This window comes from Leucobacter coleopterorum (assembly GCF_011382985.1).
Taxonomy (GTDB): domain Bacteria; phylum Actinomycetota; class Actinomycetes; order Actinomycetales; family Microbacteriaceae; genus Leucobacter; species Leucobacter coleopterorum.
Window position 1 is genome coordinate 845,004 of record NZ_CP049933.1, and the last position, 25,508, is coordinate 870,511.

The following is a 25,508-nucleotide window of genomic DNA, read 5'->3' on the forward strand; positions in this document are numbered from 1 at the left end:
GGTGCGCATGAAACTCGGAGTCCTGTGTTCCGGCGGCGATAGCCCCGGCATGAACGCTGCCATTCGTGGTGCCGTTCTGCGAGGTGTCGATGTGCACGGCTTTGAGATGATCGGCTTCATGGACGGCTGGCGGGGCTTCCACGAGAACGACTGGATTCAACTGGATCGGCTCGCCGTTCGAGGTCTCTCGCCTCTCGGCGGTGTGATCCTCGGTACGAGTCGCGTGGCGCCGTTTGTCGGGCGACGCGGCGACGACCTCGACCTCACGGAGTTTCGTAAGCGTTTCGCCTCTTACGGGCTTGACGGCCTACTATTGATCGGTGGTAACGGCACTCAGAACGTTGCGGGCATGTTGAGTGAGGCGGGAATCCCTACCATTGGACTGCCCAAGACCATTGACAACGACCTGGCTGGCACTGACTACACCTTTGGGTTTGATACAGCGGTGTCTATTGCTGCGGAAGCGATCGATCGTCTGCGCACTACGGGGGAATCACATCGCCGCTGCATGGTGCTTGAGGTCATGGGGCGTGACGCAGGCTGGATCGCGCTGCACGCGGGTATGGCTGGTGGTGCGCAGGTCATGTTGCTGCCGGAATACCCTGAGACACTTGAGCAGGTGTGTGAGTGGGTCACCAGTGTTCGGGATCGCGGACGTTCATCGCTCGTGGTGGTGGCAGAGGGGTTCAAGCTTGTTGGGGCTGACCATGCGGTCACCCGGGAGGGGCTTGACGGGTTCGGTAGGCCTCGGCTTGGCGGCATTGCAGAGGTGCTTGCCCCGCTGATCGAGCAGGTTGCAGGGATCGAGGCGCGCGCGACAGTGCTCGGCCACGTACAGCGAGGCGGATCACCCACAGCGTTTGACAGGGTTCTGGCCACCCGCACGGGTACGGCAGCGGCGGATGCAGTCCTTGGCGGAGAATGGGGCGCGCTGGCGGCTCTGCGTGGTGACCGTATTGAGATGGTGCCCTTTACGGAGATCGCGGACCGTCTGAAAGTGGTTCCAGAGGAACGTTACGCCGCCGTGCGCCTTAACTTCGGCTAAACGGCGAGACGATCCTGCACGTCACGCAGCGAAGGGTTTGTGGCAGAGGTGCCGTCGGGGAAAATGACCGTGGGAACAACTGCGTCACCGCCATTCAGGGTCTTCACCAACTCTTCGGTGCCCGCAACTGCTTCGATATCGACCTCGGTGTAGCCGACCCCTGTCTTATCGAGCATGAGCTTGAGGCGCTTGCAGTAGCTGCACCATTCGGTTGAGAACATGGTGATTGTTCCCTCAGCGGGGATGAAGTCTGAAACCTGCGCAGTGTTCAATTGAGGCCTCCCTTTTTGGTCGTTGATCGGCTAGTTTACGCTGCAAAGCTGGTTCAAGCATGAGTGGTGAAATAACAAGAAACAGGTAAACAAATTGTGAACACGCGCTGTCAGCTTGACCTCTTCTGAACGAGGTGAAACTATGAGTGTGACGCGCGCGTTGATCCAGATTCCGCTGAACGTTTGGGGGCAATCTGGTGAAAGGTTTGCGCGTTTTTCAGGATCGCTGACTCCGAACGAAAGATGCCGGGTGGAACTCACCATCGTCGTGCTGCTGGTTATTGTGCTGGCACTTTTTTTTGACTTCACTAACGGCTTTCACGACACCGCAAACGCGATGGCTACGCCCATCGCCACCGGTGCCCTGAAACCAAAGACCGCGGTGTTGCTCGCCGCTATTTTGAACCTGATAGGCGCGTTCCTCTCAACCGAGGTCGCAAAGACAATCTCTGGGGGCCTCATTAATGAGGGCTCCGGCGGTGTGTTGATCAGCCCCGAAATCATTTTCGCTGGTCTGATCGGCGCCATCGTCTGGAACCTCGTGACCTGGCTCTACGGGCTGCCCTCGAGTTCTTCACACGCGCTTTTTGGTGGCCTGATCGGGGCCGCGATCGTAGGTTTTGGGTTCGCTGCAATCAACGGCGGAGTATTCCTCTCCAAAATCATTATTCCGGCCCTTGCCGCGCCGCTGACCGCTGGCCTCGTCGCGTTCACGGCTACCAAGGTCGCGTACGCGATTACTCGGCGTCACGACGGCAAGAAAGACGGTCGTGGCCGCTTCAGACATGCGCAAATCGCCTCCTCCTCGTTGATCGCACTGGCGCACGGCACAAATGACGCGCAGAAGACGATGGGTGTTATTACCCTGACGCTCGTTGCTGCGAATCAGCAGGAACCGGGCACCGGCCCGCACCTCTGGGTCGTTATCACCTGTGCCCTCGCCATCGCAATTGGTACGTACACGGGTGGGTGGCGAATTATTCGCACCCTCGGTGCTGGCCTCACCCAGGTCAAGCCAGCACAGGGTTTTGCGGCTGAGACCAGCACGGCCGCCACGATCCTCGCCTCGACCCACCTCGGTTTTGCGCTGTCGACGACACAGGTCGCTTCCGGATCTGTGATTGGCTCAGGCCTTGGGCGACGCGGTTCGAGTGTGCGTTGGCGCACCGTTGGTCGCATCGTGTCGGGCTGGCTCTTTACGCTTCCCGCAGCCGGCGCTGTTGGTGCTGTTGCTGCCTTGATCGCACATCTCGGAATGGTCGGTGTGATTATCGACTCGATTCTTGGGTTTGGGTTTATTCTGTTCATCTTCTGGCGCTCAAATCGCAACAGGGTCGATGCTTCGAACGCAATCGCCGTGCCAGATGTCGCAGAGTCAGGTTATGCGGTGCGGATCCGCAAGTCGAAGATCAAGCGAGTAAAGACCGAGACTGGAACACTTCCTCCCTTGACCACAGTGGCGCAGACGGCGGCCCGTGAGGACGTCGCTGCACGTGAGGCTGAGCGAGAGGCGGCGCTCGAGGAGAGCGCGGCGAAGACTGACAGCCACAGCCAGAGCGATACGAAGAGAGATGCACGATGATTGACTGGGGCGCATTTCTGGTTGTTTTCGTAGCGGCACTCTCCTCCGCTGTGTTTGTTGTAGCGCTGTACTCATTTGGCATCCGGTTTCTCGCGACGCCCGCGCGTCAACCAGAGGGGAGCCTCTCGTCAAGTGGGCCGTCACGTGACGATGAGGACGACGACGTTGACGATCTCGATCGCCCTCGCTGGGCCACCGTCGCGGCCTACACATGCTTTGGTCTGTCGGTTATCGCGGTGCTCGTGGGCATCTATCTGATTGTGCCGGCGCTGCACGGCTAACCTGCCGATTTTACAGCCAGCACTTGGGAAGAACAGCCGGGGCGAGTAGCCTGGGCGCATGAGCGCGACGACAGCAACAACGCGGATTCCCGGGATTGTGAGCGGACTGCGGCAGGGGTTTCAGCAGGGGGTCACTCGGCCTGAGAAATGGCGTCGTGACCAGTTGCGGCGCTTGCGCTCGCTGCTGGTGGATCGAGGCGTCGAGTTTGAACGGGCTCTCTTCGAGGATCTCGGCAAGTCCGGCACGGAATCGCAGCTCACCGAGATCGGTTTTCTGGTCTCAGAGATCGACTACGTTCTTGCGCACCTCTCAAAATGGATGCGCCCACGCCGGGTGGGGGTGCCCTTGCGGTGCTGCCCGCTTCCGCGAAGATTGTTCCTGAGCCGCTCGGTGTTGCGCTGATTATTGCCCCCTGGAACTATCCGCTGATGCTCGCGCTCTCGCCCATGATCGGTGCGCTTGCTGCAGGGAATGCTGTTGTGGTGAAGCCGAGTGAGCTCGCGCCGGCGACATCCTCGCTCATCGCGCGTGCGGTTCCTGACGTCTTGGACCGCAGAGCCGTGGCCGTAATTGAAGGCGGTGTACCTGAAACGACTGCCCTGCTTGAGGTGCCTTTCGACCACATCTTCTACACGGGCAGTGGTCGCATAGGTCGGGTTGTGGCTCGAGCCGCCGCAGAACACTTGACACCGATTACGCTTGAACTTGGCGGCAAGTCGCCCGTCTATGTAGACGACACGGTGCCTCTCGCGGATGCTGCCCGCCGCATCGCCTGGGGCAAATACATGAACGCGGGGCAGACATGCGTTGCTCCCGATTATGTGCTCGGTAAGGGCGAGGTGTTGCGTAAGCTGAGCCCGCTGCTCGCCGAGGCGATCCACGAGCTTTATGGAAGCGCGAGCGACCGAAACCCCGACTACGGTCGCATCGTAAACGATGCCCAGTTCGGGCGTTTGGTCGGCTACCTCGCTGATGGACACGTTGCTGTTGGAGGCCGGCACAACGCTGAGACTCGGTTTATCGAACCCACCGTGTTGACGGGGGTGGAACGGGAATCTGCGGTGATGCGCGATGAGATCTTTGGTCCGATCCTGCCTCTGGTCGAGGTTCAGGATATTGATGACGCTATGAGTTTCGTGACGAGTCGAGACAAACCTCTCGCCGCTTACGTGTTCTCTGGAGACGGAGCAGTGCGTCACCGTTGGGAGCGCGAGACCAGCTCGGGTGCCCTGAACTTTGACGTTCCGGTTCTGCATTTAGTGGCCCCGAACTGCCGTTTGGTGGTGTTGGTGCGAGTGGCATGGGGGCGTACCACGGCAAGCGTTCCTTTGAAGTGTTTAGTCACCAGAAGGCCGTGATCTCGAAACCGCTTAAGCCGGAAACGCTTGCCGCGACGATTATGCCGCCCTTTACCCCGGCAAAGGAGGGCTCGTGAGGCGCTGGTTGGGCAAACTGCTGTAGCGGTTCCTGAATGCCGGTGAGCAAGTGAGCATATGCTGATCGGTAGGATTGTGTCGTGGAAGAACACAACAGCGAGAGCAAACCCGGGGTGCCCGAGATCACTGCCGATGAGCTGCCACTTGGCGTTCGCGTGGCGGCTGCCTGGTCGTGGCGCCTGATTATTATCGGGCTTGCCTTCGCCGGGTTCCTGTGGCTCATCGTTCAGGTGCGGATCATTGTGATTCCGCTGCTCATCGCGATCTTGCTGACTGCCCTGCTTAATCCGGTTGTGCACTGGTTTGAGCGGCGCGGGGCCCCGCGCTGGCTCGGCGTGATTATCGCGCTAGCCGTGTTTATTGCGTCGGTGTGGATTCTCGTCACCCTTATTGTGACGCAACTGCGCAGCGGATTCTCTGACCTTGCGCAGCGCTCCGAAGAAGTGTGGTGGGAGTTTCTGCACTGGATTGAGGGCAGCTCGTTCGGTTTCTCCGCTGACCAACTCGACGGGTTTGTCGCGCAGATTATGAAGACGGTCGAGGGACACCAGGGCGAGATCTGGAGCGGCGCACTCGGCGTTGCCACCACCGCCGGGCAAGTCATTACCGGCAGCCTACTGACGCTCTTTTCTCTCATCTTTATGCTGATCGACGGCAAACGTATTTGGTACTGGGTGCTCGGCTTTTTGCCGGCTAAAGCTCACGCCCCAGTCGACGCCGCTGGCATCTCTGGCTGGATCTCGGTCGGGCAGTATGTGCGTGTGCAGATCTTCGTGGCATTTGTTGACGCGGTCGGCATCGGTGTCGGCGCAGCGTTGCTCGGGGTGCCGCTTCCGATCCCGATCGGTATTTTGGTGTTCCTCGGATCCTTCATTCCATTCCTCGGTGCGATCTCGACCGGCCTGCTGGCCGCGTTTATCGCCTTGATCTACAACGGACCGGTCAACGCGCTTGTCATGCTGGGCGTTGTGATCCTGGTCAACCAGATTGAGGGGCACGTGCTGCAGCCGCTCGTGATGGGCAGTGCCGTAAAGGTGCACCCGCTTGGTGTTGTGCTCGCCGTGTCGACGGGTGCATTGGTAGCCGGGATCCCTGGCGCACTGTTTGCGGTGCCGCTCGCGGCGGCGGCCAACTCGATTGTGAACGTGCTGGTCAGTAAAGAGTGGACTCCGGGAACCGATCCCGTTGCCGATTACCACCGAAGCGCCAAGATTCACCAAAAAGCCAAACACCGAGCCCGCATTGTCTCGCGTCTGCAACGCAAGGGAGCAAACTCATGATCCAAACATTCGCGCCCACCCTCGCATCGTTCGAGCGTGCGTTGAAGAAGGTGCACGAGGTCACACAGCGCACCCCACTGGAGTCGTCGCGATTTCTTGCCGACGTACTGGGAGTGCCTCAGGTCTACCTCAAGTGTGAGAACCTGCAGCGCACCGGCGCGTATAAGCTTCGTGGAGCCTATAATCATCTGTCTCAGCTGAGCGACGAACAGAAGGCGCGCGGGGTTGTAGCGGCCTCCGCGGGTAACCATGCTCAGGGGGTGGCTTTTGCGGCGCGAGAGCTCGGCATCAAAGCCACCATCTTTACGCCCCTGGGAGTTGCCCTGCCGAAGCTGCAGGCAACGCGCAACTACGGCGCCGAGGTCATTCTGCACGGCAACACTTTCAATGAAACCAACGAGGCCGCGCAAGCGTTTGTGCGCGAGACCGGTGCGCACTTCGTGCCCCCGTTTGACGACGAAGCCGTGATCGAGGGGCAGGGGACTGTGGCCCTTGAGATGTTCGCTGACGCGCCCGATATCGAAACCCTCGTGGTGCCGATCGGTGGCGGTGGTCTGATCGCCGGTGTTGCCGTCGTCGCGAAACTGATTGCGGACCGTCAGGGGCGTCCGATGCGGGTTATCGGCGTGCAAGCTGAGAATGCCGCTGCTTACCCCGACTCGTTGCGCATGGGCGAGCCAGTCACTATCGCCACCAAGCCGACGATCGCCGACGGTATCGCCGTGGCACGGCCGGGTGAACTGAACTTCGAGATTATTCGTGACTACGTCGATGAGGTTGTCACCGTCAGCGACGACGACATTGCTCGTGCGATCGTTTTGCTGCTCGAGCGGGCCAAACTTGTTGTAGAACCCGCTGGTGCTTCCGGAGTTGCCGCGATGCTCGCGGGTAAGATCGAGGCTACCGGTGTGACGGCCACGATCCTCTCCGGCGGCAACATCGACCCGCTGCTGTTGCAGCGCGTGATTGGACACGGCCTTGCGGCAGCTGACCGATACCTCAAGCTGAGGATTCTGCTGCCTGATATTCCAGGGCAGTTGGTGCGCACTGCCACTATCGTTGCCGAGAACAATGCGAACGTGGTGGAGGTGATCCACACGCGGCACGCGACAGAGCTTCCGATCAGCGAGGTGGAACTGGAACTGCACGTTGAAACGCGTGGACTTGAGCACGGTGAACGGGTTGTGCAGGCGTTGCGTGAAGCTGGATACTCGGTGCGGGTCGGCGAGAAATACTGATTCGAAGAGCCCGGAGGCGCTGTTTTTAAGCGCTCTGTGGCGGTAGCGGCGCGCCCGCTTGGGTAGCGTAGACCCTGATTGCGCGAAGTGCGTCTGGCACGGTGATGCTGCCACCCGCGACGATGTGCAGGCCGTAGGCGTCTTCGAGCGCCACAAAGTTCATTGCGGTGTCGTCTAGTGGGCCGGTGAGCGAGAATTCCCCGCTCGCCACACCCTCAGTGAGGATGTGGCGATACAGCGTGAGTTGCTCGCTGTAAAGCTTCTGCACCAGCTCATCGTGCAGGGGAGACTTTCCGGCGAGTACGTCGAACTCGTACAGCAACCGCATCAGGGCGTCCTCCGGGCCCCGCGGAAGGCCCGCTTCGATAGCGGTGGCGAGTTTCTCGGCGGCGCTCACCCGTTGTGTCACAAGAGCGGCGCGTTCCTCACCGACGCGCGCCATGCCCGCAGCGTGTGCCTCAACGAGGATCGCTTCAAGATCGTCGTAGTAGTACAGCAGTGCGCCACGTGTCACCCCTGCTTGGTTCGCCACATCGGTGAGCGACAGGTTGCGTAGCCCGTGCTCGGCCGCCGCATCGAGTGCGGCATCAATGACTTCTCGGCGGCGCTGTTTCTGGGTGCTCGGACGTGCCATGTTAGCCAGTATGGCAGTTGGGGCGGCGGAGTCGCTGACCCAATCGAGTTTCTTGACATTTGCGTAAATTAATTTACTCTTGAGTAAAAGAACTCGTCCGCACCCAGCGCGGACCTGAATAAGCAGGAGTAGACATGGTGGTCGACACACTCTTTACGGGCGGCAGGATCCGAACGTTTGATCCCGAGCAGCCCTGGGCTGAAGCCCTCGGGGTCACTGACAACCGCATTAGTTACGTCGGTTCTCTTGAGGATGCTCCAGAGGCTCGACACACGGTGCAATTGGAAGGGCGTCTGCTCACCCCGGGAGTTGCAGATACCCACAACCACCTGTTGCTCGGGTTTGACGATCTCGCGGTGAGTCTCGACCAGGTGCAGAGCCTCGACGTAGTGCGTGCTCGCATCGCGGAGTTTGCCGAAACGCATCCTGAACTCGACTGGGTCTGCGCAGAGAACGCGCTGTACTCCGTCGTGGAGGGCCGACGGCCCAACGCCGATGATCTTGTTGGGGTTACCGACAAACCCGTTTTTATTACGACCTACGATCAGCACTCCGTGTGGCTCAACCGCCCGGCGCTTGCCAAGCTTGGCATACTCAACGGTGGCGATATCGCCTGGGGTAACCCTGAAGTCGATGCCACCACTGGTGAACCAACCGGATGGATTACCGACTTCTACACGAGCGCGATGACCATTGCCGGTCTGGCCGAGCTGCAGCGAGACATTCCGATGTATTCACCGGATCGCCGCTACCGCAAGATTACGAACAGTCTAGAGATGGCGGCTCGTGTTGGCATCACGACCGTCGTGGAACCGCAGGTCCCACTCGCCGAACTCGATCTGTTCGCCCGGGCTGAGCGCGAGGGTAAACTCACTTCTCGCACCATCGCGGCAATCTACCACCCGGTGGGTGCTGACGGAGACTTTCGTGAGCGCATTACTGGGGCGATTCGTGAAACCCCGCAGCACGACCGCTTCGCTCTCGGGCCCGTCAAGCTGTACGCCGATGACGTGATCGAACCCCACACCGCGGCCATGCTCGCTGACTATGCAAACCGGCCAGGGCATCGTGGGCACACGAGCCTGGAGCCAACAGAGTTTACGAAGCTGTTTGTCGAGCTCGACCGGCTCGGATATCAGGTACACACGCACGCCACCGGTGATTGGGGGACGCAGCTCACTCTCGACTCAATCGAAGCGGCGCTGCAGGCCAACGGTGCCCGCGACGCACGGCACGGCATTGTGCACGTTGAGTGTCTTGCCCCCGAAGATTTGCCACGCTTCCGTGAGCTCGGAGTTGTTGCTGCGATGCAGCCGCGGCACGCGTCTCCCGACCTCGTGGCAGGCACCTGGATGGACAATGTCGGTGAGGCTCGGTGGGATCGCGCATGGCGTTTCCGCTCGATGATCGAGTCTGGGGCTCGTGTGACATTCTCGAGCGACTGGCAAGTGGGTGAGATGGATCCTCTCGTGGGAATCTACAGTGCCATGACGCGTGCGCGACTGGACGGGCAGGACGCCTGGACCGTGGGAGAGCGTCTCGATCTTGACCGGACGCTTGAGGCATACACCAAGGGCGGTGCTGAGGCATTCCACCGTGAAAGCACTGTCGGCATGCTGCGGGTCGGCTACCTCGCTGACCTGGTCGTGTGGTCGGGTGACCTTTACAGTATGGAGCCCCAGGAGATTCTCGAGCAGCAGGCTGACCTCACGGTTGTCGGAGGAACCGCGATCCACGACTTGCGTGGCGAGCTCAACGGAGTCGCTGTCGCCGCTAAGCTTTCGGACCCTGCTGGGCACGGCCAGGCGTGCAGCGAACCGAACGCTGCCCAGCATTCACACTCTCACATTTCTTAACAAAAAGGACTACCAACGATGTCAACGCTGCCATCCCACTCCGCAATCGCCGCGGGTGACGACCAGATTGCTCACACCCTTACGCATCAATCCGGCCAACTCAAACGAACGCTCAAACTGCGGCACCTTGTGTTCATCGGACTCGCCTACATGGCACCCCTGGCGGTATTTGACATGTTTGGCATAGTGGCGGAGGAGACCGACGGACATGTGCCGTTGGCCTACCTTGTTGTGATCGTCGCGGTGCTGTTTACTGCGTTTAGCTACTCACGTATGGTGCGGTTCTTTCCGATCGCGGGATCGGCCTACACCTACGCGAAGGAAGCGATCAATGCTCACCTGGGCTTTCTCGTCGGGTGGGTAGCCACTCTCGACTACCTGCTGCTGCCGATGATCAATGCGATTCTGTCGGCGATCTACATGGGCGCAGTGTTTCCTGACGTGCCGTTTTGGGTGTGGGTGCTGCTCACAATCGGTATCTGCACCGTGTTCAATCTGATGGGTGTGAAGCTTGCCGCGAGCATGAATGTGCTGCTGGTGTCCATCCAGCTTGTTGTTGCCGTGGTGTTTGTGGTGCTGACGATCGTGAACATCTCGAACGGCGCAAACGGTGCCGAATTCAACGCAACGCCGTTCTTCTCGAGCGATATTCAGATGGTGTCTATTGCCGCTGGTGCTGCGATACTCGCGCTCTCGTTTCTCGGCTTCGACGCGGTGTCTACGTTGGCTGAAGAAGCCGAAAAGCCGGAGCGAGACATCCCCGCGCGATCTTCATCATCATCGGTGTTGCCGGAGCGTTTTTCATCACCGTGACCTACGTCATGCAGACCCTCTTCCCAGACGTTACCCTGCTTGCCGATGTGGTCGGTGCGTCACCCGAGATCGCGAAGTACATCGGTGGGGCGGCGTTTCAGGCCATCTTCGTTGGGGGCTACATGATGGCCGTGCTCGGGTGTGGCATCACACAGCAGATGAGCGCGGCCAGGCTTCTCTACGCAATGGGACGTGACGGAGCACTGCCGAGACGACTGTTCGGTGGAGTGAACCCGCGCACCGGAGTACCCGTTGTAAACGTACTGATCGTTGCTGCTATCGCGCTTACCGCTTTGTTTGTGGATCTGGATCAGGCCGCGTCAATGATCAACTTCGGAGCCTTTATCGCGTTCACCTTCGTGAATCTCTCCGTGGTCTTCGTGTTCTTCCGCTTTTTGAAGCGTCGGAGCGCTGATGCTTGGCTCGGATTCGTAGTGGTCCCAGCCATAGGTGTTGTCATCAACGTCTGGTTGTGGTTGAGCCTTGACACAGTTTCCATGGTCATCGGTGGAATCTGGCTCGCGATAGGGGTCGTTTATCTGCTCGTGAAAACCCGGGGGTTACGAGCAGCGGCGCCGGATCTCACGGGCCCAATCAATATCGGGATGTACGAGTAGCCCGACGGCCTATCTCAGTGAGTGTAGGTATCGACCGCGAGGATCTTGACCGCGATCTCGTTACCGTTGGGGGCCCGGTAGCTTGCTTCTTCGCCCACTTTGAGACCAAGGATCGAGGCCCCCAGGGGGCTCTCGGCGCTGTACACGTCGAGGTCTGAGCCATCAGCGAGTTCGCGGCTGCCGAGCAGGAAGCGCTCTTCGTCGCCGAAGAGCTCCGCAGTGATGACGGTGCCGATCTCAACGACACCCTGCGCCTTCGGGGCCTCGCCGATTACGACGTGCTTCAGCAGCTCTTCGAGGTCACGGATGCGCGCCTCCATCTTGCCCTGCTCGTCTTTGGCGGCGTGGTATCCGCCGTTCTCTTTCAGGTCGCCCTCTTCGCGGGCCGCCTCAATGCGGGCCGCAATGTCTTTTCGGCCAAATCCTGTCAGATGGTCAAGCTCACCCTTGAGTCGGTCAAAAGCGTCTTGCGTCAGCCAAGTCTGCGTGGGTTCGGCCATGGTCGATCCTCATTTCAGAGTATGCGCGGTGTGCCGCGCGGGATAAGCGCAACGCCCCAACGAGGTTAGGGCGCGCGATCAAGAATATCAGTGGAGATTCTCGGCGGTCGCATTTTCGCAAGTATGTCGAACTACTCGAAACCTACTTGGAGGGTTCGACGATCCAGCATTCCTTTGCGTAGGCGGCTGTAGCCGGGCCAACCGTGTGTACGGGCGCGTTGACCGTTGTGATGCGCTTGTCGCTCACCGGCAGTTCAACTACGCTCCAGCCAACGGATGCCTTCGATGTGTTGAGTGCCTCGACCACGCAGGCCACGGGGGTGTTCGCCGGAGCCGTCACTTCAAATTTCATCGTGCCCGAGAACTCGCCTGTCTTTTTGAAGACAATGTCTTGTGCTTTGATTTGATTCGCGTTCTGCCAGCCGCTGAAGGCCAGAAAAGCAACTCCTGCGATGACAAGAGTGACGCCCGCAATCCAAGCGAAGCGGCGATCCACTCGACGTTTTTTACCGCGTCCGTAACGATCTTCGAGGCTCTGTGTGGTTGTGGCTGGCGCAGAAACCGAGGCGTTCGCCGCGGTTGCGTCAGGATCGAGTGGGGGTGCTGCCGGGGAGGCGGCCTGTGACACGGGATCCTCCGATGTGAACAAAGCTAAACTAGATGCCACTGCCAGCGTACCGGGAACTTCCGGGAGGCACTTGTGAAAGGAAGCGCATGACGCTCAGGTTGATCGCGGTGCACGCGCACCCCGATGACGAATCCAGCAAGGGTGCCGCAACCTACGCGCACTATCTTGACCACGGTGTTGAGGTGCTGATTGTGAGCTGCACGGGTGGCGAGCGTGGTGATGTGTTGAACGAGTTGGTCGCCCGCGATCCCAAGAGTCGTCGTGATCTTGCAGGCCTGCGTCGCGACGAGATGGCCCGTGCTCGCGACATTATTGGGTTTGAACACCGCTGGCTTGGCTATCAAGACTCAGGGCTGCCCGACGAGGGCGATCCTGTGCCAGCTGGCTCCTTCGCCGATATTCCCGCCGAGGTCTCAGCTGAGGCACTCGTGCGGATCGTGCGCGAGTTCCGTCCGCACGTCATGATCACTTACAACGAGCAGGGTGGCTACCCCCACCCCGACCACATTCGCTGCCACGAGGTCAGCAAGATTGCATGGGAGGTCTCGGGTGACGCCGAGAGCTATCCCGACGCCGGCGAACCTTGGACCATCAAGAAGCTCTACTACGAAGAGATCTTTAACGCAGAGCGTATGGAGTCGGTGTACCAGTGGCTGCTGCAACACGAGCCCGAATCGCCGCTGATTGAGCAGTTCGCAGAGATGCGCGAGTGGATGTCCCGCCGTCCGAACCGGGGCACCGCCAAGATCGACGTCGGTCGTTTTTTCGAGCGCCGCGACGAGGCGCTGCGTGCACACGCGAGCCAGGTTGCGCCCGACAGTTCGTTCTTCTTCTGGCCGAACGAACTGCAGCGACAGGCCTGGCCGTTTGAGGATTACCGTCTCGCGGCTTCGCGGGTGGCAACGAGCGAGTTTGAAGCAGATCTGTTTCAGGGGATTGAGGAGAAGATCGCGTGACTTTGATGAACCAAATGATGTGGATTGCCGAGAAGAACGCTGAGTTTGATCCCGACAAGGTGACCCCGGGTGTTGCCGGATTCGTGATGGTGGCCATACTTGCCGTTGCCATTATTCTGCTCGGTTTCAACCTGGTGAAGCGACTGCGTCGTAATGCGTACCGGTCAGAAATTCGTGAAGATATTGCGAATGAACTTGCCGGGGAGAGGCTCAGGACTCCGATCCGCGTGGCTGATTTGTGATGGTGGGCGATAACGGGGCTTCTGCCCGCGCGGCACGCGATCCGCTGCTGGTTCTCTCCGAGGTCTTTGGTTACGACAGTTTCCGAGGTGAGCAGGAAGCTGTCGTTCGGCACGTGATCGCAGGGGGCGACGCGGTTGTGCTGATGCCCACTGGCGGTGGCAAATCGATGTGCTTCCAGATCCCGTCGCTGATTCGTGAGGGCACCGGGATTGTGCTCTCGCCGCTTGTCGCGCTGATGCACGATCAGGTGGCTGCGCTGCGGCTCGCGGGTGTGAATGCTGCGGCACTGAACTCTTCCATGAGCATCGAGGATCGCCGCGAGGTTGAGCGAGCCTACGCCGCAGGAGAGCTGGAAATGCTCTACCTCGCCCCGAGCGCTTGGCCGCTGCGGGTACGGTCGAACTGCTCAAGCGTGGCCGCATTGCGCTCTTTGCGATCGACGAGGCTCACTGTGTGTCGCAGTGGGGGCACGATTTTCGGCCGGACTACCTGCGGCTCGGGGCGCTCGCCGAGCACTGGCCCGAGGTACCACGGATTGCGCTTACGGCGACCGCGACACCCGAGACTCACCGTGAGGTCACCGAGCGACTGCACCTCGGCGGCGCGCGACACTTTGTTGCGAGTTTTGACCGCCCCAATATTCGCTACCGCATCGAATCGAAGCAGAACGCGCGCGCCCAGCTGATCGACTTTGTGCGAGGTTCGCACTCGGGCGAGGCCGGAATTGTGTACGCGCTCAGCCGCAAGCGAGTCGAGCAGACTGCTGCAGCTTTGTGCGCCGCGGGTATTGATGCGGTTGCCTATCATGCGGGCTTGCCTGCCTCTGAGCGTCTTGAAGCGCAGACTAGATTCTTGCGTGAGGACGGTGTGGTTGTGGTGGCCACCATTGCCTTTGGCATGGGCATCGACAAACCCGACGTGCGTTTTGTCGCACACATCGACCTGCCGAAGTCGGTGGAGGGCTACTACCAAGAGACGGGTCGCGCGGGCCGAGACGGTCTGCCTTCCGAAACCTGGCTCGCATACGGCCTCGCCGATGTTGTGCAGCAGCGGCAGATGATCGAGTCGGGGAAGGCGACGCCGCTACGCGCGCGAATCAGACGCGGCATCTCAACCAGATGCTTGCGCTCTGCGAGGGTGTTGAGTGTCGGCGCGTGTTTTTGCTGCGCTACTTTGGTGAGACCGGGGTTGCGGCCTGTGGCAACTGTGATGTCTGCCTCAATCCGCCAAGTTTGTGGAACGCGACGATCCCGGCACAGATGCTGCTCTCGACGGTGATCCGCACGCAGCGCGAACGCTCGCGCACCTACGCCGCTGGCCAGCACATCGACGTGCTGCGCGGGGTTGCTTCAGAACGGGTCACGCAGATGCGGCTCGACGAGCTCTCAACCTGGGGATTGGCAAAGACTGGTCTGTCGCCCAGTGGCGTGGCCTGGTGCGGCACATGCTCGCGGTTGGGTTACTTGAAGCGCAGGGCGAGTGGGGTGTGCTCGCACCGACCGAAGCGGCGAAACCGGTGTTGCGCGGTGAGGCCGAGGTGCACATGCGCGAAGAGGTTGTGGTGCGGGCCGGGCGCAGTGGGCGTGCGGTGCGCGGGGCACCGGGGTCAGGATCCGGCGCTGGATCGAAGCGGTCAGCCGCTGCGGCCGACCTCACCGCCGATCAGGCCGAGGTGTTTGAGCGGCTGCGATCCTGGCGTGCTGAAGAAGCGAAGCGACAGGGCGTGCCTGGCTACGTGGTGTTTAGTGACGCGACGCTCGCTGCGCTGTCGGTGCACATGCCCGGTGACGATGCGGCGCTCCTAGCGATCTCCGGCATCGGTGAGGTGAAGCTGGAGCGCTACGGGGCGGCGGTGCTTGGAGTGTTGCAGGGGTAACTTCTGTCAGGATTCAACGAGGTTGGCGAGTTGCTCCGTGACGAAGGTCCACCCTTCAAAGAGACCAAGTTCATTGTGCTGAGCGAGAGCCTCGGGGGTGCCGTGTCGTGCAATGATTCGGTACAGGGTGCCCTCGGGATGGTCTGCGAGAGTAACCTCGCCGCTTACCGCAACAGGAGCAGGCGAGGCCGGCCGCAACTTGCTGTCCACCGCGTTTGTGAACACCAATCGCTCGTGCCTGTCGACGACGAGGAACGCCGCGTCCATGTGGGGACCGTACTCTCGACCGTCCTCGCTCATGGAGGTGATGAACCCGCCGCCCGATTTTGGGGTGAACGAATCAACCCGGCACAGGTAGGGCTTCGGGATCCACCACTGTGAGAAGAGGTCCGGTGTTGTCCACGCGTCCCAGACTGCTGCCCGGGGTGCACGAATGACACGTTCAATGGTGAGATCGAGTTCGGGATTCATTCTGGTTCCTCCGGTTCACGTTGTCATCACGCAACTTGCAGTGGCGTAATCGTGGCTATTTGCTCGGCGGCCCGGTCTTCGGCGAGATCAAGATGGACGGGCGCTAGCTTGTCAGTGGTAGTCAACGATTTCCACTTCCTCTGCTCCAGTCTCCGTCCGCACGAAGCTTTCGCAGTGCCACCTGGTGAATACTCGGGTCAACCGAGGGCACTCGTTCTCGTCGCCACAGTCGTTCGGTCTCTTTGTCGCCGAACGACTTGATCACAATGGCATTCTAAAACGCCTGGCGTTAACTTGGGGAGGTATTTTGAAGATGCAGGTCTGCACGGTTGCGCAGGTAGTCGGGCACCTGCGCAACCGATTCAAGGAGATCGGCGTGGGGTTGGCCCGCAAAGTCTTCGCGGACGAGTTTTCCGCTGAGCACACCGAGAGTGATCTTGGCACCCGCATTGGATCCGGCGGTGACATCAACGAGCGTGTCACCCGCGACGAGTACCTCTTCGATTGAGAGAGTACCTGTCAGTTCCATCGCTCGATGAATCATATAGGGGGCAGGCCTGCCCATCGCCACCTCATCGCCGCACACCAGCGCGTCAACGGTTACTGCGTCAGAGGTCGCGGATCCCGAACCTGCAGATACCGCCGCCGGGTCGAGCTTCTCTGTCTCAACGCCCCATCCGAGTGCGTCGAGCACTCCGGTCGCCACGTCGCGCGAGAACCCGGTGGTCAGGGCTACCTTGATTCCGTCTGCTCGCAGTGCCGCAATAGCCTCAGGTGCTCCCGCAATCGGGGTCGGGGGAGTCGCCGCGTAGAGTTCCGATAGAATCGCGCGAAAACGGTCGAAGGTGGCATCGACCTTGTCCGCGGGGTGCTCGGGATCGCCACCGCCAAGCGAGATCAGGGCGGTGATTGCTGCGCGTTTCTCGGTGCCCATCCAGGTTTGCAGGTCTGCTTCAGAAACGGTGACCCCTGTTTCTTCCACAGACTGTTTGAGGGCTTGATACACGCCACCACCGTCGTTCACGGTGGTGCCGGCCATGTCGAAAACTGCGAGTGTGATCATGATTCTCCTATGGGGGCTGGGGGGGGATCTAGTTGTGTGACAGGCGGCCAGCGCCCGCAGCGAGTGGATCGCGCGTTGCCTCGCCGGCTTCTCGCAACAGCGGTGTTCGTTGCGCTGCGGAGTTCTCGACCACGAAGCTGGCCATCGATGGCAGGTACTGGTCGTCGGCGCTTTCAATAACCGCTCCGTGCTCGCTGGTTGACACACGGCGCGCCCGCAGTAGCGGGGTCCCAGTTTCGACACCGAGATACTTCGCCTCAAGCGAGCCTGCGCCCACCGCGTCAATTACGTGCCGGGCGCGCATCGGTACGATGCCGTGGCTGCGCAGAGCCTGGTAAAGACTCCCGGTGTCCACTCCTGCGGGCAAGAGGTGCTGCCCGATTTCGTAGGGGAAAGTTGAGCGTTCCAGCATCGCCGGCTGGTCGTCAAGCAGCCGCAGTCGGGTGATCGTTACAACGGGGCTGTCGGGGGCAACGTTGAGTTCACGGGCGATATCTTCGCTCGCGGGATGCCTGCTCGTCTCAATCGAGAGTTGGCCAGGTCGAAACCCAAGATCCCGCGCCCACTCGGTGAAGGACATGAATATGTCGAACGACTGGGCAGGGGTTGTGCGCTGCACTCGTGGTGGCGCCCCACGCCCACCCGCAATCAATCCTTCCGCCCGCAGCGCGGCGAGTGCCTGTCTGACGGGGCCGCGAGAGGTACCGAATTCCTCAATCAGAGACTTCTCGCTGGGTACCCGATCCCCGGCCCGCCAATTTCCCCCTCAATGCGGCCCAGCATCTCTAAATACAGCTGGGCGTGTAGAGGGGTGTTGGTGCTCATGACCATAGATTACAAGTTGTCACTACTTCTTTTCTGGGGTTGGGTGACCGGGGAATGAACAAAACATGACAAGATGCGGCAATTTTCTCGCAACAGTGAATGCTGCGAGAACAGCGCGCTAAAAAGTTGTATTGACTACTTTGTTGCACGCAAGATCGACCCATGACCATCCATACACACGCCCCGCGCTTCGTCGTTATCGGCGCAGGAATTGTTGGCCTGGCGCATGCCGTGGCTGCTCTTGACGCTGGCTATCGCGTTACCGTGATTGAACAAGATGCCACCGCAGTGCTTGCAAGCGTGCGAAATTTTGGGCACGTTGGTACCTCCGTGCAGGCTGGCGAACTTGGTGAACTTGCGCGCGAGGCAAACGCTATCTGGCTGAGCCTGGCCCAGCGCACCGGTCTCGATGCGCGCCGTTCTGGCACCCTCGTGGTTGCGACCACCCCGACTGAAGAGGCAGTGCTGCACGAGGTAATGTCTGATCGTGCCCCCAATGGGGCGCAGCTGCTCACATCGAATCAGGCTGCCGAACAACTGGGGCTCGGCAGTGGGGCACAGGGGCGTGGAACGCGGATACTATCGGCGCTCCTGCTCCCTGGCGACCTCACGGCAGACCCACGAACTGCGGTGGCACGAATCGCCGCCTGGGTGAACGCGCACGAGCGCGGCGAGGTGCGCTTCGGCACGACCGTGCGTGGTATCGACACCGGTGTGGTTGACACGAATCGTGGGCGTTTCGAAGCCGATCACACGGTTGTGGCGGCCGGTCATCTCGTCGGGCGCCTCTTCCCTGAGCTCGCGGAGCGCGGTGGCGTAGTGGAGTGTGCGCTGCAGATGTCACGGGTGCGCGCGCCACACCGCATGGGGATTGGACCCGCGGTGCTCACCGGAACCTCAATGCTGCGTTATGGGCTGTTCGAAGGAGCCGCGTCTGTCAAGCTACGCGCTGAACTGAGTGTGACTCGCCCCGAATTGCTTGAGATCGACGCCAACGTCATGTTTACACAGCAGGCGGATGGCACCCTGCTCGTTGGGGATTCTCACGCGAACTTCGACACCGCCCCGCCGTTTCAAGATGAGCACTGCTCTCAGATTTTGCTGGGGGAGGTCGCCGCGTTGCTGGGCGCGGAACGCCTCGAGGTGCTCGAGCGCTGGCAGGGGCTTTACGCGACTAGTCAGCGCCAAGACATCCTGTGTGAGGAGCCGCTGCCCGGTGTGACCGCTGTCACCGTCACAACGGGAACAGGTATGACCGTGGGGCTTGCACTCGGCGCGCGCACCGTTGCTGCGCTTGAATCCGGCGAGGGTACTGCGCACGAGTTCGCAACTGAAACAACCAACTTAACTAGCTGATGTGACTGACCCTCCCGACAATTTTCCTTTTTAACCTTTAGGAGCATCGTGAAAAAGAACACTCTGATGGCCGCTGCAGCGGTCGCATTGCTCGGCATCAGCCTCGTTGGCTGCTCAGCGAGTGAAGACAGCGCCTCCGGCGCTGAATCAGCAACTTGCCCCGGCGGCAAGATCCGCTTCGGCATTCTTCCCTACGAGGATCCCGAAGCTCTCGGCCCCGCCTATAAGGTTCTGGGGGATGCGCTCTCAAAGAAACTTGATTGCCCGGTTGAAATGATTATCACCGAGGACTACGCGGCCGAGGTGCTCGCAATGGAGAACGACTCGCTCGAGATTGCCCAGTTCGGCCCGCTTGGGTTTGTGTTTGCGAACGAGCGTGCCGGGGCTGTGCCAATGGTCTCATTCGGTGATGCCAAAGGCCAGCCCACTACCTACACCGCTGGCATCTGGGTTCCAAAGGATTCGAAGATCAAGACCATCGAAGACCTGCCGGGCAAGACGCTCGCGCTGGGTAGCCCCGGCTCCACCTCGGGCGATGCGCTGCCAATGTCGGCGCTGACCAAGGCCGGGATTGCCGACAAAGTGACCGCTGATTACGCTGGCGGGCACCCCGAGGCACTGCTGATGCTCGTCAACGGAACCGTTGATGCGGCGCAGATCAACTCGCAGACGCTCGAAACTGCGACTAAAGAAGGTAGCTTCGATCAGTCGAACTTCCGCCAGATCTGGAAGTCGGAGGAGATCCCGAACGACCCGGTGACCGTGCGCAAGAATCTGCCGCAAGATTTTCAAGACGCCGTGAAAGAGGCGCTGCTCGGCTTGGAGGCCACAGACGTCGAGCAGGTCAGTGCGTTTCTCGGGGTGGATCCGGCTGGCCCGCTGATCCCCGTGACCGTTGACACCTACCAGCCGCTTTTTGATCTCGCGAAGACAATGGGCCTCACCGAGAAGGACGTGTAATGAGTGTCGCAACGGTTGCAGGCGAGACGCGCGCAGACAGCGCGGTGACTGAGGTTCGTATCGAAAAAGAGGTGCTGCTCGACGTGCAGGCGATCTCCAAGAGTTTTGGTGATCGTGTGGTGCTCAAAGACATGAGCATGCAGGTGCGAGCGGGCGAACTAGTCGCCTTTCTCGGGGCGAACGGTTCCGGCAAATCAACGACGCTGCGAGCCGTGAACGGACTCATCGAGGCAGACTCCGGCGACATCACGATTGCGGGCACGAAGCTGAACGAGGCGAGCAGCGCTCGCCGTACCGAGGCCCGCCGTGCCGCCGCAACGGTGTTTCAGAAGATCCATCTGGTGTCGCGTCGCACCGCGCTGCAGAACGTGTGTGCTGGCGGATTCTCGCGGCTTCCCGCATGGCGCTCGCTGCCGCCAGTGTACGGGCGCGAGCTCAAAGAAGAAGCGATGGCGTGCCTTGGGCGAGTCGGGCTCGCCGACCGGGCGCACGACCGTGCGGGCAGCCTGTCGGGCGGTCAGCAGCAGCGTGTTGCCATCGCGCGAGCGCTGTGCCAGCGCCCGCGCATGATCCTCGCCGACGAACCCGTCTCTGCGCTCGACCCCAAAGCCGCTGACGACGTGATGCGACTGTTGCACGAACTGGCGGTCGATGAGGGGCTGGGCGTGGCCGCGGTGCTGCACCAACCCCATCTCGCCCGCGCCTATGCGCACCGCGTGGTTGGGTTGCGCGGCGGGCATCTGGTGTTTGACGCACCCACCATTGACATCGACGACGTCCAGCTGGCGTCCCTGTACCTGTGAGGAATCTCTCGTGACCAACACGCTTACTTCAAAGCTCGAGGAGGGCACTGTTTCTTCGCAGTTGCCTGACGGGTCGCGGGAACGGGCGGCCGCGCCGATCCGCTCACTCGCGGTGCCGCGCGACCCCAAGGTTCCCTACCGCGCTGGGTCGTGGGGTGTCATTATTCTGGTGCTTGCGGTGCTGCACTGGATGGCGTTTCAGGCAACAGACTTCAGGCCAGATGCGCTCGTGACCGGTGCTCGCGGCATGTTCAACTTTCTCTCGGAGGCGATTCCGCCCGATCTGAGCCCGAAGGTGGTTGGCGCAGGTGTTGCTGGGGCGCTCACAACGTTGTGGATCGGGTTGCTTGGAACAACTGTGTCGATCCCCTCGGCGCTCTTGCTTGCGGTGCTCGGCTCCCGCACAACATCCCCAACGCCGTTGTGTATCAGGTAGCGCGAGGGATCCTCTCGTTTTTCCGTGCAGTACCCGACATTGTGTTTGCGCTGATTTTTGTGACCGCCGTGGGGCTCGGGCCGTTTGCGGGTGTACTCGCGCTGATCTGCCACAACACCGGAGTGATGGGGAAGCTATGGTCTGAGGCGATGGAAGACATCGACCCTGGCCCCGAGCAGGCGCTACGGACGGCGGGCGCGAGTCGGTGGCAGGTCGTCGCAAACGCGACGATTCCGAGTGTCTTGCCGCAGCTCACGGGGTTGTTGCTTTACCGCTTCGACGTCAACGTGAGATCTTCGCTCGTGCTTGGACTGGTCGGTGCAGGTGGCATCGGATTGCTCATTAACAAGTCGATCAAAACGTTTCAGTTCGACGAGATACTGACGTATCTGCTGATCATTCTTATTGTGATCGTTGCGGTTGACCTCGCCTCCGCGTGGATTCGTAAACGACTGCAGTAGGTGGGCGCACTACCGCAGATACACCGGATCGAGCGCAATCAGCAGAATTGCGACCCAGTGACACAGGAACGCGAGCACCGTGAGGGCGTGGAAGATCTCGTGGAAGCCAAAGACTCCTGGAAACGGGTTTGGACGTTTAAGTCCATAGACAACCGAGCCGAGTGTGTACAAGAGGCCGCCGGCGACAATCAAGACCATCGTTGCGAGGTTGGCGTGGGCGATATCGACGATGTACATCATTGCCGCCCAGCCGAGCAAAACATAGAGCGGAACGTAGAGCCACCGTGGTGCATTGATCCAGAACACCCTGAAGCCGATGCCGAGCAGTGCGCCAACCCACACTAGAACGAGCAACAGGATGCCCTTGTCGAACGGTAAAGCGAGTAGGGCGAGAGGCGTGTAGCTTCCGGCAATGAGAACAAAAATGTTGGCGTGATCAATTCTGCGGAAGACCTGTTTGATCTCGGGTCGCCAGTTGATGCGGTGGTACAGCGCCGAATTGCCGAATAGCAACATGCTCGACAGCATGTAGACGGCAGAGGCCCACTTCGCCACTGGGCCGTGTGCGAGGCAGATGAGCACAACGCCGGCGGCGATTGTCACGGGGAAGGTGCCCGCGTGTAGCCAGCCGCGCCAGAGGGGTTTGGTCTCGGGAACCGTGGCTGTGGGTGTGTCCTCAGCGTGTGTGAGTTCGTCTTCAAGCAGAGGCAGCGACACTGCATCGGGCTCGGGAAAGGTGTGTTCATTGTGCTCAGGAGCACCTTGAGGGGTCATGTCCTGAGTGTACGTTGCCCACAAATCTGAGGAGGCATATGTGTAGAGAATGCCCAGCTAGTTGGTGATCGCAACTCGGAGCTTCGGTCGCCCCCTGCCCGATAGAATCATCAGGATGAACACTCCGCCAAAGCCTCCGCGCACCGGTTTGCTGTACCGGCTGTATCAGCGCAGACTTCGACGAGAGATTGATCTCGACCGAGTCCCACACCACATCGCAGTGATTGTCGACGGAAACCGTCGATGGGCCAAACAGCGCCTACAGGAGCGCGCCGCGTTTGGGCATCGCGCGGGCGCCCGCAAGATTCCAGAGTTTCTGGGCTGGTGCGAAGAAGCGGGCATCGGAGTCGTCACCCTCTATTTGCTGTCGGCTGACAACCTGCAGGCGCGGGATCGCGAAGAACTCAACGACCTGTTTGGTATTGTTGCCGAGCTTGCGCTTTTGCTGGCTGAGAATCCCCGTTGGCGTGTAAAGCATGTTGGCTCGTGCGAGGGTCTTTCGCGGGAACTTTCGGAAGCGCTCGCTGAGGCTGAAGCAAAAACCGCCGACCATGAGGGTCTGCATATTAACCTTGCGGTGGGCTACGGAGGACGCAGCGAGATTACCGCTGCCGTGCGCAGCGTCATTGCTGAGCATCAGCAAGCTGGCGGGTCGATCGACACACTCGCTGAGCGACTCACACCCGAGACAATCGGTGAGCACCTCTGGACGCGTGGGCAGGCTGATCCCGACCTCATGATTCGGACCTCTGGAGAGCAGCGCCTCTCAGACTTCATGATCTGGCAGTCTGCTCACTCAGAGTTCTATTTTGTTGAGGCGCTGTATCCCGACCTGCGTGAGGTCGATTTTTTGCGTGCGCTGCGTGACTACTCCACACGACAGCGCAGATTGGGGAGCTAACGTGATGCGGCGAGACAGTAGTTTGCCAGACCTTTCGGGCCAGCGGGTGCTGGTAACAGGGGCTTCTGGCGGGGTTGGGGGTGGAATCGCTCGTAGCTTTGCGGCGGCGGGAGCGCGAGTGGCAGTGCACTACCGGGGCGTGACTCCCGGTTCGGTGGACGCGGCGTTTGCCCTGGTGGAAGAACTCCGTGAGCACGGCACTGACGCCGTGGCGGTACGGGGAGATCTGAGCGAGCCCGGTGCTGCGGAGGTTCTCGTGGGCGAAGCTTCCCGAGCGTTTGGTGGCCTCGACGGGCTCGTCAACAACGCCGGGATCCAGCCGCTTACAATGCTTGCCGACACGAGTCGCGCTGAGTGGGACGAGGTGCTCGGCACCAACCTCGGGGCGGTGTTCGAACTGTCCCGGGCCGCCGCTAGAGTGATGGGTGAGGATCGCGACGCCGATCCTGAAGTAACTTGTGACCGCTGGATCACGCACATTGCCTCGATCGAAGCGAGCCGGCCGGCCGTTGCGCATGCACACTACTCGGCTGCCAAAGCTGGCCTGGTGATGCACGCACGAGCTGCAGCGCTTGAGCTTGGCCCCGAAAGGATCCGGGTGAATACGGTGTCACCAGGGCTCGTTGAACGACCCGGGCTGGAGCAGGCGTGGCCCGAGGGGGTTGCAAGTTGGCGTGAGAAAGCACCGCTCGGACGCCTCGCCACCCCGCCGACATTGGGAATGCGTGTGTGCTGCTGGCGTCGCCCGCGGCGTCGTTTGTTACGGGGCAGGATCTCGCCGTTGATGGCGGCATGCTGGCCACCCCCGGTTGGTAAAGCAGAGGAAAGAGGAGAAGTCGATGACCGAGACGATTCTGAGGGCCGACGCGATGCTGACGCCCACCGGTGTGGTGGTTGGTGCCGAGCTGGCATTCGACGCGACCGGCCGGATCACCTATGCCGGATCCGCGCGGCCCGATTCCGCGATCCCTGCCGACGCGATGGTGCAAGATCTGGTGGGCCAGGTCTTGATGCCGGGCCTTGTGAACGGGCACACTCATTCGGCCATGACCCTGTTGCGCGGCGTGTCTGATGACGAGGGATTTATGCCCTGGCTTGCGGCGGTGCAAGCGCACGAGCAGCACCTCACTCATGAAGATGTTGCACTTGGACTGCAACTAGCCATGGTCGAAATGATCGAAACCGGCACGACCGCCTTCGCTGACATGTACCACTGGGATGCTGAACTGATCGAGCTCGTGCGCTCGGCGGGCATGCGCGTCATGGCGGCTCCGGCCACGTTTGCGCCTGAAATTGTTGGATTTCCGAGTGTCTCCTCAAACAATGGCGACGATGCCGTCGCCGCGACCGAAGCGCTTGCTGAGCAATACGCCGGCGATCCGCAAATTAGGATCGCTTACGGCCCGCACGCGCCGTACACCAGCCCGCCCGAGTTTCTGAGCGATATTGCGCGCAGGGCGGTCGAACGCGGGATCCCGATCCACACCCACATCTCGGAGTCCACGGCGGAGGTCGAGCAGATTCTTGAGCAGTACGGCGCGACACCGGGGGACCACCTCGACTCCGTTGGGCTTTTTGAGGCTGATGTGCTTGCAGCGCACTGCGTGCACCTGACCGACAGCGAGATCGCGCTGTTTGCTCGGGAGGGTGTGGCCGTCAGCCATAACCCTGTTTCAAATCTGAAGCTTGGCAACGGTATCGCCCGTCTGCCCGAGATGGTTGATGCCGGGGTGCGGTTGGCCCTCGGCACTGACTCCGTTGCAAGTAACAACAGCCTCGACCTGTTCGAGGAGATCAAAACGGGCACGATCCTACAACGCGGCGTTCGGCAGGATGCCGCGATTGTGCGATCAGCTGAGGTTGTGCACATTGCGACTCGCGGTGGGGCTGATGCTCTGGGGTTTTCTGAGACAGGTGCGCTCGAGATGGGCATGCTCGCCGATGTCATTGCGCTCGATGTGACGGGCTCGTCTGCGACTCCCTTCGACCCCGCGGCACTTGTCTCACACATCGGCTTTGCCGCAACAGGTGCCGACGTGCGAGAGGTGTTTATCGGTGGCCGCCATGTTTACACCGACGGCGCACATCTCACTCTTGACGCGGCTGCAATTCGGCGCCGTGCGGCCGTTGCCGGGCAGCGAATTCGTGCTGCAGCCGGCGCTTGAGCCGTCGTCTCACCAAACCCTCATCACCGAAAGGT

26 protein-coding genes and 3 pseudogenes are annotated in these 25,508 nt (G+C 60.7%); 20 read left to right on the forward strand and 9 right to left on the reverse strand.

Annotated features, from left to right (window positions below; genetic code table 11):
* Positions 1-7: 7 nt before the first annotated feature.
* Positions 8-1,045 (forward strand): 6-phosphofructokinase, encoded by a 1,038-nt coding sequence (locus tag G7066_RS03875; protein ID WP_205881519.1) that lies wholly within the window; start codon positions 8-10, stop codon positions 1,043-1,045.
* On the opposite strand, the gene G7066_RS03880 is transcribed toward G7066_RS03875, so the two are convergent.
* Positions 1,042-1,266 (reverse strand): glutaredoxin domain-containing protein, encoded by a 225-nt coding sequence (locus G7066_RS03880; protein ID WP_166331893.1) that lies wholly within the window; start codon positions 1,264-1,266, stop codon positions 1,042-1,044. The genes G7066_RS03875 and G7066_RS03880 overlap by 4 nt on opposite strands.
* 301 nt (positions 1,267-1,567) lie before the next feature.
* Between G7066_RS03880 and G7066_RS03885 the strand changes: the two genes are divergently transcribed.
* The 6 genes from G7066_RS03885 (at position 1,568) to ilvA (ending at position 7,135) form a co-directional block, all read left to right on the forward strand.
* On the forward strand, positions 1,568-2,899 hold the full coding sequence (locus tag G7066_RS03885; protein WP_166331894.1) for an inorganic phosphate transporter: 1,332 nt from the start codon (positions 1,568-1,570) through the stop codon (positions 2,897-2,899).
* On the forward strand, positions 2,896-3,180 hold the full coding sequence (locus G7066_RS03890; RefSeq protein ID WP_166329232.1) for a hypothetical protein: 285 nt from the start codon (positions 2,896-2,898) through the stop codon (positions 3,178-3,180). The genes G7066_RS03885 and G7066_RS03890 overlap by 4 nt, the downstream gene beginning before the upstream one ends.
* Positions 3,181-3,238: 58 nt before the next feature.
* Positions 3,239-3,583: an aldehyde dehydrogenase family protein gene (locus G7066_RS15710; protein ID WP_244303269.1), complete on the forward strand. Its 345-nt coding sequence runs from the start codon at positions 3,239-3,241 to the stop codon at positions 3,581-3,583.
* Positions 3,496-4,539: an aldehyde dehydrogenase family protein gene (locus G7066_RS03895; protein WP_244303270.1), complete on the forward strand. Its 1,044-nt coding sequence runs from the start codon at positions 3,496-3,498 to the stop codon at positions 4,537-4,539. Before G7066_RS15710 ends, G7066_RS03895 begins: the two co-directional genes overlap by 88 nt.
* 158 nt (positions 4,540-4,697) lie before the next feature.
* Positions 4,698-5,897 carry an AI-2E family transporter gene (locus G7066_RS03900; protein WP_166329234.1) on the forward strand — a complete coding sequence of 400 codons (1,200 nt, stop codon included), beginning with the start codon at positions 4,698-4,700 and terminating at the stop codon, positions 5,895-5,897.
* On the forward strand, positions 5,894-7,135 hold the full coding sequence (gene ilvA / locus G7066_RS03905; RefSeq protein WP_166329236.1) for a threonine ammonia-lyase: 1,242 nt from the start codon (positions 5,894-5,896) through the stop codon (positions 7,133-7,135). Before G7066_RS03900 ends, ilvA begins: the two co-directional genes overlap by 4 nt.
* Positions 7,136-7,160: 25 nt before the next feature.
* On the opposite strand, the gene G7066_RS03910 is transcribed toward ilvA, so the two are convergent.
* Positions 7,161-7,769, reverse strand: a complete 609-nt coding sequence (locus G7066_RS03910) for a TetR/AcrR family transcriptional regulator (RefSeq protein ID WP_166329238.1) — start codon at positions 7,767-7,769, stop codon at positions 7,161-7,163.
* Between the two features lie 134 nt (positions 7,770-7,903).
* On the opposite strand from G7066_RS03910, the gene G7066_RS03915 reads away from it, so the two are divergent.
* On the forward strand, positions 7,904-9,625 hold the full coding sequence (locus G7066_RS03915; protein WP_205881520.1) for an amidohydrolase: 1,722 nt from the start codon (positions 7,904-7,906) through the stop codon (positions 9,623-9,625).
* Between the two features lie 174 nt (positions 9,626-9,799).
* Positions 9,800-11,055 (forward strand): annotated as a pseudogene (locus tag G7066_RS03920) (APC family permease).
* A gap of 14 nt (positions 11,056-11,069) precedes the next feature.
* Here G7066_RS03920 and greA read toward each other — a convergent pair.
* A complete protein-coding gene (gene greA, locus G7066_RS03925; protein ID WP_166329240.1) occupies positions 11,070-11,555 on the reverse strand; it encodes a transcription elongation factor GreA in 486 nt (161 codons plus the stop codon).
* Between the two features lie 142 nt (positions 11,556-11,697).
* Entirely contained in the window at positions 11,698-12,183 is a 486-nt protein-coding gene (locus G7066_RS03930; RefSeq protein WP_166329242.1) for a DUF4307 domain-containing protein, read from the reverse strand.
* An 86-nt stretch (positions 12,184-12,269) separates the two neighbouring features.
* Here G7066_RS03930 and mca point away from each other — a divergent pair, with 86 nt between their 5' ends.
* The 3 genes and pseudogenes from mca (at position 12,270) to recQ (ending at position 15,258) form a co-directional block, all read left to right on the forward strand.
* Positions 12,270-13,139: a mycothiol conjugate amidase Mca gene (mca, locus tag G7066_RS03935; protein ID WP_205881521.1), complete on the forward strand. Its 870-nt coding sequence runs from the start codon at positions 12,270-12,272 to the stop codon at positions 13,137-13,139.
* Positions 13,136-13,381, forward strand: coding sequence for a hypothetical protein (locus G7066_RS03940; RefSeq protein WP_166329244.1), 246 nt, complete (start codon positions 13,136-13,138; stop codon positions 13,379-13,381). Before mca ends, G7066_RS03940 begins: the two co-directional genes overlap by 4 nt.
* Positions 13,381-15,258: pseudogene (gene recQ / locus G7066_RS03945) on the forward strand (DNA helicase RecQ). Before G7066_RS03940 ends, recQ begins: the two are co-directional and overlap by 1 nt.
* 6 nt (positions 15,259-15,264) lie before the next feature.
* Here the strand turns inward: recQ and G7066_RS03950 are convergent.
* From G7066_RS03950 to G7066_RS03965, 4 genes are all read right to left on the reverse strand, one after another.
* Positions 15,265-15,729, reverse strand: coding sequence for an SRPBCC domain-containing protein (locus G7066_RS03950; protein ID WP_166329246.1), 465 nt, complete (start codon positions 15,727-15,729; stop codon positions 15,265-15,267).
* A 121-nt stretch (positions 15,730-15,850) separates the two neighbouring features.
* Positions 15,851-15,994, reverse strand: coding sequence for a hypothetical protein (locus G7066_RS03955; protein WP_166328070.1), 144 nt, complete (start codon positions 15,992-15,994; stop codon positions 15,851-15,853).
* A 24-nt stretch (positions 15,995-16,018) separates the two neighbouring features.
* On the reverse strand, positions 16,019-16,792 hold the full coding sequence (locus tag G7066_RS03960; RefSeq protein WP_166329255.1) for a phosphonatase-like hydrolase: 774 nt from the start codon (positions 16,790-16,792) through the stop codon (positions 16,019-16,021).
* A 28-nt stretch (positions 16,793-16,820) separates the two neighbouring features.
* A complete protein-coding gene (locus tag G7066_RS03965) occupies positions 16,821-17,411 on the reverse strand; it encodes a GntR family transcriptional regulator (RefSeq protein ID WP_244303271.1) in 591 nt (196 codons plus the stop codon).
* 368 nt (positions 17,412-17,779) lie between these two features.
* On the opposite strand from G7066_RS03965, the gene G7066_RS03970 reads away from it, so the two are divergent.
* Genes G7066_RS03970 through G7066_RS15725 form a run of 5 tightly spaced genes read left to right on the forward strand, consistent with a single transcriptional unit; the run spans position 17,780 to position 21,633 of the window.
* Positions 17,780-18,973 carry a TIGR03364 family FAD-dependent oxidoreductase gene (locus G7066_RS03970; protein WP_166329257.1) on the forward strand — a complete coding sequence of 398 codons (1,194 nt, stop codon included), beginning with the start codon at positions 17,780-17,782 and terminating at the stop codon, positions 18,971-18,973.
* Between the two features lie 48 nt (positions 18,974-19,021).
* Entirely contained in the window at positions 19,022-19,933 is a 912-nt protein-coding gene (locus tag G7066_RS03975) for a phosphate/phosphite/phosphonate ABC transporter substrate-binding protein (protein ID WP_244303272.1), read from the forward strand.
* On the forward strand, positions 19,933-20,736 hold the full coding sequence (locus G7066_RS03980; protein WP_166329259.1) for a phosphonate ABC transporter ATP-binding protein: 804 nt from the start codon (positions 19,933-19,935) through the stop codon (positions 20,734-20,736). Before G7066_RS03975 ends, G7066_RS03980 begins: the two co-directional genes overlap by 1 nt.
* Before the next feature lie 10 nt (positions 20,737-20,746).
* Positions 20,747-21,172, forward strand: a complete 426-nt coding sequence (locus G7066_RS15720) for a hypothetical protein (protein ID WP_244303273.1) — start codon at positions 20,747-20,749, stop codon at positions 21,170-21,172.
* The gene (locus G7066_RS15725; RefSeq protein WP_244303274.1) at positions 21,160-21,633 is read left to right on the forward strand and encodes a PhnE/PtxC family ABC transporter permease; all 474 of its coding nucleotides are present in this window, start codon (positions 21,160-21,162) and stop codon (positions 21,631-21,633) included. The genes G7066_RS15720 and G7066_RS15725 overlap by 13 nt, the downstream gene beginning before the upstream one ends.
* Before the next feature lie 9 nt (positions 21,634-21,642).
* Here G7066_RS15725 and trhA read toward each other — a convergent pair whose 3' ends face one another.
* Entirely contained in the window at positions 21,643-22,407 is a 765-nt protein-coding gene (gene trhA / locus G7066_RS03990) for a PAQR family membrane homeostasis protein TrhA (RefSeq protein ID WP_166329261.1), read from the reverse strand.
* A 115-nt stretch (positions 22,408-22,522) separates the two neighbouring features.
* On the opposite strand from trhA, the gene G7066_RS03995 reads away from it, so the two are divergent.
* The 3 genes and pseudogenes from G7066_RS03995 (at position 22,523) to G7066_RS04005 (ending at position 25,473) form a co-directional block, all read left to right on the forward strand.
* Positions 22,523-23,308: an isoprenyl transferase gene (locus G7066_RS03995; protein WP_166329263.1), complete on the forward strand. Its 786-nt coding sequence runs from the start codon at positions 22,523-22,525 to the stop codon at positions 23,306-23,308.
* A 4-nt stretch (positions 23,309-23,312) separates the two neighbouring features.
* A pseudogene (locus G7066_RS04000) lies at positions 23,313-23,969 on the forward strand (SDR family NAD(P)-dependent oxidoreductase); the annotation flags it as partial.
* Between the two features lie 178 nt (positions 23,970-24,147).
* Entirely contained in the window at positions 24,148-25,473 is a 1,326-nt protein-coding gene (locus G7066_RS04005) for an amidohydrolase (protein ID WP_166329265.1), read from the forward strand.
* Positions 25,474-25,508: the final 35 nt, after the last annotated feature.

What these genes read in the sequence shown, in the direction of transcription:
- G7066_RS03875 (WP_205881519.1), top strand. Translation starts at nt 8, where the DNA reads ATGAAACTCGGAGTCCTGTGTTCCGGCGGCGATAGCCCCGGCATGAAC.
- G7066_RS03880 (WP_166331893.1), bottom strand. Translation starts at nt 1,266, where the DNA reads ATGTTCTCAACCGAATGGTGCAGCTACTGCAAGCGCCTCAAGCTCATG.
- G7066_RS03890 (WP_166329232.1), top strand. Translation starts at nt 2,896, where the DNA reads ATGATTGACTGGGGCGCATTTCTGGTTGTTTTCGTAGCGGCACTCTCC.
- G7066_RS15710 (WP_244303269.1), top strand. Translation starts at nt 3,239, where the DNA reads ATGAGCGCGACGACAGCAACAACGCGGATTCCCGGGATTGTGAGCGGA.
- G7066_RS03895 (WP_244303270.1), top strand. Translation starts at nt 3,496, where the DNA reads ATGGATGCGCCCACGCCGGGTGGGGGTGCCCTTGCGGTGCTGCCCGCT.
- ilvA (WP_166329236.1), top strand. Translation starts at nt 5,894, where the DNA reads ATGATCCAAACATTCGCGCCCACCCTCGCATCGTTCGAGCGTGCGTTG.
- G7066_RS03910 (WP_166329238.1), bottom strand. Translation starts at nt 7,769, where the DNA reads ATGGCACGTCCGAGCACCCAGAAACAGCGCCGCCGAGAAGTCATTGAT.
- G7066_RS03915 (WP_205881520.1), top strand. Translation starts at nt 7,904, where the DNA reads ATGGTGGTCGACACACTCTTTACGGGCGGCAGGATCCGAACGTTTGAT.
- greA (WP_166329240.1), bottom strand. Translation starts at nt 11,555, where the DNA reads ATGGCCGAACCCACGCAGACTTGGCTGACGCAAGACGCTTTTGACCGA.
- mca (WP_205881521.1), top strand. Translation starts at nt 12,270, where the DNA reads ATGACGCTCAGGTTGATCGCGGTGCACGCGCACCCCGATGACGAATCC.
- G7066_RS03950 (WP_166329246.1), bottom strand. Translation starts at nt 15,729, where the DNA reads ATGAATCCCGAACTCGATCTCACCATTGAACGTGTCATTCGTGCACCC.
- G7066_RS03960 (WP_166329255.1), bottom strand. Translation starts at nt 16,792, where the DNA reads ATGATCACACTCGCAGTTTTCGACATGGCCGGCACCACCGTGAACGAC.
- G7066_RS03970 (WP_166329257.1), top strand. Translation starts at nt 17,780, where the DNA reads ATGACCATCCATACACACGCCCCGCGCTTCGTCGTTATCGGCGCAGGA.
- G7066_RS03980 (WP_166329259.1), top strand. Translation starts at nt 19,933, where the DNA reads ATGAGTGTCGCAACGGTTGCAGGCGAGACGCGCGCAGACAGCGCGGTG.
- trhA (WP_166329261.1), bottom strand. Translation starts at nt 22,407, where the DNA reads ATGACCCCTCAAGGTGCTCCTGAGCACAATGAACACACCTTTCCCGAG.
- G7066_RS03995 (WP_166329263.1), top strand. Translation starts at nt 22,523, where the DNA reads ATGAACACTCCGCCAAAGCCTCCGCGCACCGGTTTGCTGTACCGGCTG.
- G7066_RS04005 (WP_166329265.1), top strand. Translation starts at nt 24,148, where the DNA reads ATGACCGAGACGATTCTGAGGGCCGACGCGATGCTGACGCCCACCGGT.